Consider the following 7,241-nt stretch of genomic DNA (forward strand, 5'->3'; position numbering starts at 1 on the left):
GGCGCCCTCCTCCTCGTCATCGAGGCGATGAAGATGGAGCACCAGATCCGCGCCCCGCACGCCGGCACCGTGGCCGCCCTGCACGCGGGCGCCGGCGATCAGGTCGCGGCGAGGCAGCCGCTCGTCGAGGTCGTGCCATGACGGGCGCCGGGCACGCCGAGCTCGACGCCTTCCGCGCCAGCGTGCGCCGCTTCGTCGCGCGCGAGATCGAGCCGTTCGCCGCCGCCTGGGACGAGGCAGAGACCTTTCCGCGCGCGCTCTACCGCCAGGCCGCCGCGGCCGGCCTGCTCGGCCTCGGCTACCCCGAGTCGCTCGGCGGCACGCCCGCCGGCATGGCCTGGCGCCTGATCCCGACCGAGGAGGTCGCCCCGCGCCGGCTGCGGCGGGCTGATGGCGGGCCTCTTCTCCCACTCGATCGGCCTGCCGCCCATCGTCGCGCACGGCAGCGACGCGCTGCAGCGGCGCATCGTTCCGGACGTCCTCGCCGGCGCGAAGATCTCGGCCCTCGCCGTCACCGAGCCGGGCGCCGGCTCCGACGTCGCCCGGCTCGCCTGCCGGGCCCGGTGCGACGGCGGCGCGTGGGTCATCGACGGCGAGAAGACCTTCATCACCTCGGGCCTGCGCGCCGACTGGATCACGCTCGCGGTGCGCACCGGCGGCCCGGGCGCTGGCGGCATCTCGCTCCTCGCCGTGCCCGGCGACGCGCCCGGGCTGGAGCGCACGCCGCTGGCGAAGATGGGCTGGTGGTGCAGCGACACGGCCCAACTGCGCTTCGCGAACTGTCGCGTTCCTCTCGACCACCTGATCGGCGCCGAGGGCGAGGGCTTTCGCGCCATCATGGACAACTTCAACGGCGAGCGGCTCCTGCTCGCCGCCGGCGCGGCGGCGTTCGCCGGCGTCTGCTTCGACGAGGCCCTGGCGTGGGCGCGGCAGCGCCGCACCTTCGGGGAGGCGCTGGTCGCCCGGCACGACCGCGGCGAGACCGGGCCCGAGTGGGTAGCCGAGCTGTGCCTGCTGAAGAATCACGCCACCCAGGCGATGCAGTTCTGCGCCGACCAGGCGGTGCAGATCCTGGGCGGCACCGGCTTCGTGCGCGGAGCACGAAGAGCGAGCGGATCTACCGAGAGGTGAAGGTGATGATGATCGGCGGCGGCGCGGAAGAGATCATGAAGGAACTGGCCGCGCGCCAGCTCGGCGTATGAGCGCGACGCCATCGGCCGCGGCCTTCGAGCCCGAGTTCGTGCACGGCCTGACCATGCTCTTCGAGGAGCGCATCGCCTTCAACCGCGTCATGGGTCTGCGCGTCGACCGCGTCGCCGCCGATGGCGTCACCGGCCACCTCGAAATGAAGCCCGAGCTGATCGGCCACTACACCCACCATCGCCTGCACGGCGGCGTGATCAGCGCCACCCTCGATGCGATGGCCGGCCTGGCGGTGATGGCGGCGATCGGCGCCCGCCACATGGACGAAACCCCGGCCGAGCGCCTGCGCCGCTTCGGCAAGCTCGGCACCATCGACCTGCGCATCGACTACCTGCGGCCGGCCATCGGCGAGCGCTTCACCCTCGAGGCCGAGGTCCTGCGCCTGGGCTCGCGCGTCGCCTCGATGCGCATGGGCTTTCGCGACGTCGATGGCAAGCTGCTGGCGACGGGCAGCTCGGCCTACATCGTCTCCTAGCGTCCGGCAGGCCCCGCGTCGACCGCCAGGAGCTCGCGGGCCGGTGCAGCCCGGCGAGCGGCGATCGACGTGGCGGCCCGAAGCAAGAGCAACGCGAGGGCCCAGCAGAACCAGCCAGTCCACAGCGAGTGGCTGAGGAAGTGGGCGCCGCGCACGACCTGCACGCCGGCCAGGACGGCGCCGGCGGCCACGACGGCGAGCAGCCACCCGCGCGCCGCGCCGGGGGCCCGTTCGCGGAGGGCGAAGTAGCCGGGCAGGAAGCAGAACGCGGCGGTGGCGTGGCCGGCCGGAAAGCAGCGGCCCGGGCCGCCGTCGCGCACGCCGAAGGCCCAGTGCGACACATAGGCCACCGCACCGCCGAACTCGCTCAGCGACCACGGGCAGCTGGTCAGGCTGACCTGCTTTAGCAGCGGGATCAGGAGCACGCAGGCGACCGTCGCCGCCGCCCACCAGCTGCGGGCGGCCCGCGACAGCTCGCGCGCGAACGGCTGCGGCCGCCAGATGCCGGCGACGAGGGCCAAGGCGACCGCCCAGGCCGCCCAGCGCGCGCCCGCGTGCAGGACGCCGGCCACGAACCACTGGTCCCGCCAGCCGAAGCCGGCGGCATCGCCGAACATGCGCGCGATCGGCAGGTCGAGGCCGAGCGCGTCCCAGACAAAGAGGGCGATGAACGCGATGGCGAGCGCGGCCGCGTCGCGGCGGCCGGCCGTTCTCAGCGACTCCACCATTGCAGCAGCAGCGGCCCGGCGATGACGACCCAGCACAGCGCGCTCATCAGCAGCGCAACGGCGACCGCGGCGCTGCCCAGGTCCTTGGCCCGCCCGGAGAGCGGATGCCGAGCGAAGGAGATGCGATCGATCGCCGCCTCGATCGCCGAATTGAAGAGCTCGGCCATGACGACGAGCAGCATCGAGAGGACGAGGACCAGGCGCTCGAGCCGGGTCGCCGGCAGCAGCGTCGCCAGGGGCATGAGCAGGCCGCACGCGAACAGCTCCTGCCGGAAGGCCGCCTCGTGTCGGAACGCATGGCGCAGCCCGGCGAAGGTAAAGCCCACCGCCCCGGAGAGGCGGCGCCAGCCGGTCGCCTTGGCCGCCCGGAAAGGCGTGCTGTCCACGGATTCGCTCAGCTCTCGTGACGCCGCTTGCAGGCGCTCCAGAGGTCGAGCGCAGCGTCGAAGGTGGGCGTCGTCACGTCCATCAGGCCGAGCACGCTGTGGTACAGGTGATCGTGCGACAGCGGCTGGTCGAGCCGGCCGGCCAGGCAGAGGCGGTCGATGCCTTGGCGGGCGGCGAGGTCGTCGCCCAGCCACGCGATCAGCGGCACGCGCTTCTGCGCGTCGGGCGCGATCGCGTAGGGCAAGCCGTGCAGGAAAACGCCGTACTCGCCGAGCGATTCGCCATGGTCGCTGACGTAGAGCAGCGCCGGCGCGAAGGTCCCGGACCGCGCGCGCAGCCAGCCGATGGTGCCGGCGAGCACGTGGTCGGTGTAGGCGATGGTGTTGTCGTAGGAATTGACAAGCGAACCGCGCTCGCATTCGCCGAGGGTCGTGTGGCCGCACTCCGGCTGGAATCGCTTCGACGCTGCCGGCGAGCGCCGGCCGTAGGCCGGCCCGTGGCTGCCCATCTGATGCATCACGACGACGACGCCGCGCCGGCGCCGGTCCGCCGGCAACGCGGCGATGCGCGCGTCGAGGCCGACGAGGAGCGCCTCGTCGAGACACTCGCCGTCGCTGCACAGCCGGGCGCCGTCCGGCGTGCCGGCGAGATCGGCCGTCGACGCCGACGGGACGCGGGCGCAGACACCCTTGCAGCCGGCCTGATTGTCGACCCAGAGCACGGCCAGGCCGGCCGCCTGCAGCACGTCGAGGAGGTTCTCGTGCTCGGCGTCGCGGCTGCCGAAGCGGGCCTTGCCCAGGGACGAGAACATGCAGGGCACCGAGGCCAGCGTGTTGGTGCCGCACGACCAGGCGTTGCGGAAGCTCAGCACGCCGGCCGCGGCCAGCTCGGGCGTCGTGTTGCGGCCGTAGCCGTTCAGCGCGAAGTGGTCGGCGCGCGCCGTCTCGCCGACCACGACGATCAGGAGCGGCGGCTTGCCGCCCGCTGCGTAGCTCTGACCGAGGGCTGCGCCGGCGCTGATCGGCACGAGCGCATGCCGCCGCTGCAGCAGCGGCTTCAGCGCGAGCTTGCCGAGCGAGACGAACGGCGTTGCCGGGTTCGGCAGGTAGCGCAGGTGCATGTGGTTGCGGACCAGCGGCGCCAGGACGCTGTACGAGGCGGCGATGCCGCCGACCGCGACGATCAGCGCGACGACGCCGAGGAGCAGGGCCCGCGACGCCGCTCGGGACGCCGGCTCGCGGCTCACGCGGAGCGGGGCGAGCCAGAGCGCGACGGGCAGCCAGACCAGCCCGACGTTGGCGAGCAGGGACGCGGTCAGCAGGTCCGCCGCCTCGCCGGCGTTGGTGTCGAAGACGTTGGCGAGCATCGTCGCGTCGATGACCACGCCATAGCCCAGCATGTAGTGCTGCGCGACCGCGGCTGCCAGCGCCACGGCGAGCCAGACCGGCTTCATCCAGCGGCTCCAGGCCGTCAGCGCCAGCACGGACGTGGTCACGGCGACGAGGACCGCGCCGACGGCCAGGCCGATGAGCAGGCCGCGCGCTCCCGGCTCGATCCGCCCGAGCTCGCGCCAGAGGGCCAGGTTGGCCGTCATCGTCAGCCAGACCGACAGGGCGACGACGACGAGGCGCGGCGAGCGCGGCGCCGACCACGCCTGCCGCGCGCGGGCAAGCAGCGACGGCGCCGCGGCGGCAGGTTGCAGCGGTCCGGAGGTGCCCGCGCCGGCCACCGCGTTCATCGACGTGTGCATGCCGCAAGGCTAGGAACCGGGCATGAAGCGATGCTGAACCCCGCGCTCAGGTTCCGTTCAGCTTCCGCCTGCGAGGCGCCACTAGACTCGCGGCATCACTCAACGCGGGGTTCCGCCGTGCGCATCCTGCTGGTCGAAGACGACGCCGAGCTCGCGTCAGCGGTCTGCGCGTACCTCCGGGCCAAGGCCTTCGTCGTCGACACCGTGGCCCGGGTCGAGGACGCCCGCGGCGCCCTTCTCACGGCCGAGTACAGCGCCGTCCTGCTCGACCTGCACCTGAGCGACGGCGATGGCCTGGCCCTGATGCCAGCCATCCGCGCCTTGCGCGACCGACCCGTCGTCATCGTCCTGACGGCCCGGGACCAGGTCACCGACCGCATCCGCGGCCTCGATGCCGGCGCCGACGACTACCTGACCAAGCCCTACGACCCGGGCGAGCTGCTCGCGCGGTTGCGCGCGGTGCAGCGGCGCACGAGCCGAAGCGAATCGGTCGTCCTGCAGCTGGGCGCATTGCAGATCGACCTGGCCCACGACCTCGTCCGCAAGGACGGGGTGCCGATTATCCTGACGCAGAAGGAATGGGCGCTGCTGCGCGTGATGGCGATGCGGCCTGACCGCATCCACACGCGCGAATCGCTGCAGAACGCGCTTTACGGCTACGCCGACGAGGCCGACAGCAACACGCTGGAGGTCTTCGTCAGCCGCCTGCGCCGCAAGCTCGGGCGCGACCACATCCAGACCTTGCGCGGCCTGGGTTACCGACTCGCGTTCGTCGCCGCCACGCCCGCATGAGCCGGGGCCACGAACCCGGCCGTCTCGCCGACCGGCTGACCCGCACCCTGATGCTGTGGGTGGGCAGCGTCTGGCTCGCCTGCGTCTTTGGCGTGACCTGGTACGTCGACCGCGAGATCAACCACAACTTCGACAGCGAAATGGTCGAGAGTGCGCACCGGATGGTCGACATCGCCGTGCACGACTTCGACCTGGCGCGGGAGCGCGGCGCCCTGCACGCCGCACGACTGCCTCTGATCGGCCGCGAGCCCATCATCGACAGCGACCCGGTGGTCTTCCAGCTGGTCGACGGCGACGCGCGCATGCTCATGCGATCCCACGCGGCGCCGACCGCCGAATTCGCGGTGCCGCGGCGGACGGGATTCCAGGAGTCCGGGCCCTGGCGCGTCTACACCGTGCAACACCCGAGCCGGCCGCTCTTCCTGCACCTGGCCGACACCCTGGCCGAGCGGCAGGCCGCGCGCAACCGGGCCCTGCTCGGCCTCATCGTCCCGTTGGTCGCCATGCTGCCGCTGCTGGCCCTGCTGCTGCGCCGCATCGCCCGCCGCGAGCTGCGCGTGATGCACGACCTCGAGGCCGAGATCGGCCGGCGCAGCGGCGCCGACCTGTCGCCTATCGCGCTCGAGGGCATGCCTGCCGAGCTGCACTCCGTGGGCGAGCACGTCAACCGGCTGCTGCAACGCCTCGCGCAGGCACTCGACGCCGAACGCTCGCTGGCGGCCAATGCCGCGCACGAGCTCCGCACGCCGCTCGCCGCAGTTCGCCTGCGCCTGCAGACCGCCCTCGACGAGAACCTCTCCCGCACCGACGTCGAGGCAGCGCTCGCAGCACTCGCTACCTTCGGCCACCGCGCCGACAAGCTGCTGCAGCTGTCGCGCGCCGAGTCGTCGTCGACGCTGACTGCGCAGCGGGTCGACCTGGTCCAGCTCGCCGCGACCGTCGCCGAGGAGTTCTGGGCCACCGAAGAGACGCGGCGCCGGCTCGACCTGCGCATCGACGACGGCGGTGTCCTCGCCTGCCGCGGCGACCTCGACGCGATCGCCATCGCTCTGCGCAACCTGGTCGAGAACGCGTTGCGCTACAGCGGCGATGCGCGCGTCTGGATCGAGGTCGTGGCGCCGTGCACGCTGCTCGTCCGCGACGAGGGGCCGGGCGTGCCGGCGGCGACGCTGGAGACGCTGCGCCGCCGCCACGTGCGCCACACCGCAGACGGCGCCGGCTACGGGCTCGGCCTGTCGATCATCGGCACCATCGTCGAGAAGCACGGCGCCGCCCTCCGGCTCAGCTCGCCGCCCCCAGGGCGGACGCACGGCTTCGAGGCCCGCCTGGCGTTCCGGGAAGCGCTGCCGAGCCCGGCCGCGCCGGCCCTCAGTTCGCCTTGATGTAGTCCGACACGACCTTCCAGCGGCCGTCCTGCAGCTGCGACAGGCGCGATGCATCGCTGCCGAGCCGCTTGGTGGCGCTGAACGTGGCCGGCGCGCTGCCGAACATGTCGCTCTCGAAGCTCATGGTGTCCATCGCCTTGACGAAGGTGTCGGTGCTCAGGTTCGGGCCGGCCTTGGCGGCGGCGCGGGCGAAGGAGTCGATGGCGTTGTAGCCGTATACCGAGAAGACCGTCGGGTCCTCGTTGAACTTCGTCTTGTACTTCTTCGCCCAGAAGCTGATCTGCTGCGAGGCCTCGTCGAGGTAGGGGTTCTGCACGGTCATGGTCGCGTAGAACCCGTCCATCGGCTTGCCGCCGAGCTTGTGGATGAGGTCGGTGTAGGCCGCGCTCGAACCCAGGAAGGTCGGCGAGAAGCCGGTCTTGCGCGACTCGGCGATGGCGCCGATCGTCTCCCGGATGATGGTGCCGAGAACGACCAGGTCGCAGCCCGAGGCCTTCATGCGCGCCACCTGCGAGGAGAAG

At 72.3% G+C, this 7,241-nt stretch carries 8 protein-coding genes and 1 pseudogene; 5 read left to right on the forward strand and 4 right to left on the reverse strand.

The genetic code is table 11. The features are described from left to right. Window positions 1–18 precede the first annotated feature (18 nt). From AC30N0_RS19745 to AC30N0_RS19755, 3 genes and pseudogenes are all read left to right on the forward strand, one after another. A complete protein-coding gene (locus tag AC30N0_RS19745) occupies window positions 19–141 on the forward strand; it encodes an acyl-CoA carboxylase biotin carboxyl carrier protein subunit (RefSeq protein ID WP_489519593.1) in 123 nt (40 codons plus the stop codon). Continuing rightward, window positions 138–1,202 (forward strand): annotated as a pseudogene (locus AC30N0_RS19750) (acyl-CoA dehydrogenase family protein). The gene AC30N0_RS19745 and the pseudogene AC30N0_RS19750 overlap by 4 nt, the downstream one beginning before the upstream one ends. Further along, window positions 1,199–1,678: a thioesterase family protein gene (locus tag AC30N0_RS19755; protein WP_489519586.1), complete on the forward strand. Its 480-nt coding sequence runs from the start codon at window positions 1,199–1,201 to the stop codon at window positions 1,676–1,678. Before AC30N0_RS19750 ends, AC30N0_RS19755 begins: the two are co-directional and overlap by 4 nt. Here the strand turns inward: AC30N0_RS19755 and AC30N0_RS19760 are convergent. The 3 genes from AC30N0_RS19760 to AC30N0_RS19770 are packed head-to-tail and all read right to left on the reverse strand — an operon-like array spanning window position 1,675 to window position 4,543. After that, window positions 1,675–2,406, reverse strand: a complete 732-nt coding sequence (locus tag AC30N0_RS19760; RefSeq protein WP_489519587.1) for a phosphatase PAP2 family protein — start codon at window positions 2,404–2,406, stop codon at window positions 1,675–1,677. The genes AC30N0_RS19755 and AC30N0_RS19760 overlap by 4 nt on opposite strands. Further along, a complete protein-coding gene (locus AC30N0_RS19765) occupies window positions 2,391–2,792 on the reverse strand; it encodes a diacylglycerol kinase (RefSeq protein WP_489519588.1) in 402 nt (133 codons plus the stop codon). Before AC30N0_RS19765 ends, AC30N0_RS19760 begins: the two co-directional genes overlap by 16 nt. Before the next feature lie 8 nt (window positions 2,793–2,800). Further along, a complete protein-coding gene (locus tag AC30N0_RS19770) occupies window positions 2,801–4,543 on the reverse strand; it encodes a phosphoethanolamine transferase (protein ID WP_489519589.1) in 1,743 nt (580 codons plus the stop codon). Between the two features lie 117 nt (window positions 4,544–4,660). Here AC30N0_RS19770 and AC30N0_RS19775 point away from each other — a divergent pair, with 117 nt between their 5' ends. After that, entirely contained in the window at window positions 4,661–5,335 is a 675-nt protein-coding gene (locus AC30N0_RS19775; protein WP_489519590.1) for a response regulator, read from the forward strand. Then, the gene (locus AC30N0_RS19780) at window positions 5,332–6,717 is read left to right on the forward strand and encodes an ATP-binding protein (RefSeq protein ID WP_489519591.1); all 1,386 of its coding nucleotides are present in this window, start codon (window positions 5,332–5,334) and stop codon (window positions 6,715–6,717) included. Before AC30N0_RS19775 ends, AC30N0_RS19780 begins: the two co-directional genes overlap by 4 nt. Here the strand turns inward: AC30N0_RS19780 and AC30N0_RS19785 are convergent. After that, window positions 6,704–7,241, reverse strand: a 538-nt coding sequence (locus AC30N0_RS19785; RefSeq protein ID WP_489519592.1) for an ABC transporter substrate-binding protein, incomplete at its 5' end; no start/stop codon positions are given. The two genes, AC30N0_RS19780 and AC30N0_RS19785, sit on opposite strands and share 14 nt — an antisense overlap.

This window comes from Rhizobacter sp., from assembly GCF_031412495.1.
Lineage (GTDB): Bacteria > Pseudomonadota > Gammaproteobacteria > Burkholderiales > Burkholderiaceae_C > Schlegelella_A.

Bases quoted from the DNA above. Each gene is read 5' to 3' on its own strand.
- AC30N0_RS19755 (WP_489519586.1), top strand. From the start codon at position 1,199: ATGAGCGCGACGCCATCGGCCGCGGCCTTCGAGCCCGAGTTCGTGCAC.
- AC30N0_RS19760 (WP_489519587.1), bottom strand. From the start codon at position 2,406: ATGGTGGAGTCGCTGAGAACGGCCGGCCGCCGCGACGCGGCCGCGCTC.
- AC30N0_RS19770 (WP_489519589.1), bottom strand. From the start codon at position 4,543: ATGCACACGTCGATGAACGCGGTGGCCGGCGCGGGCACCTCCGGACCG.
- AC30N0_RS19780 (WP_489519591.1), top strand. From the start codon at position 5,332: ATGAGCCGGGGCCACGAACCCGGCCGTCTCGCCGACCGGCTGACCCGC.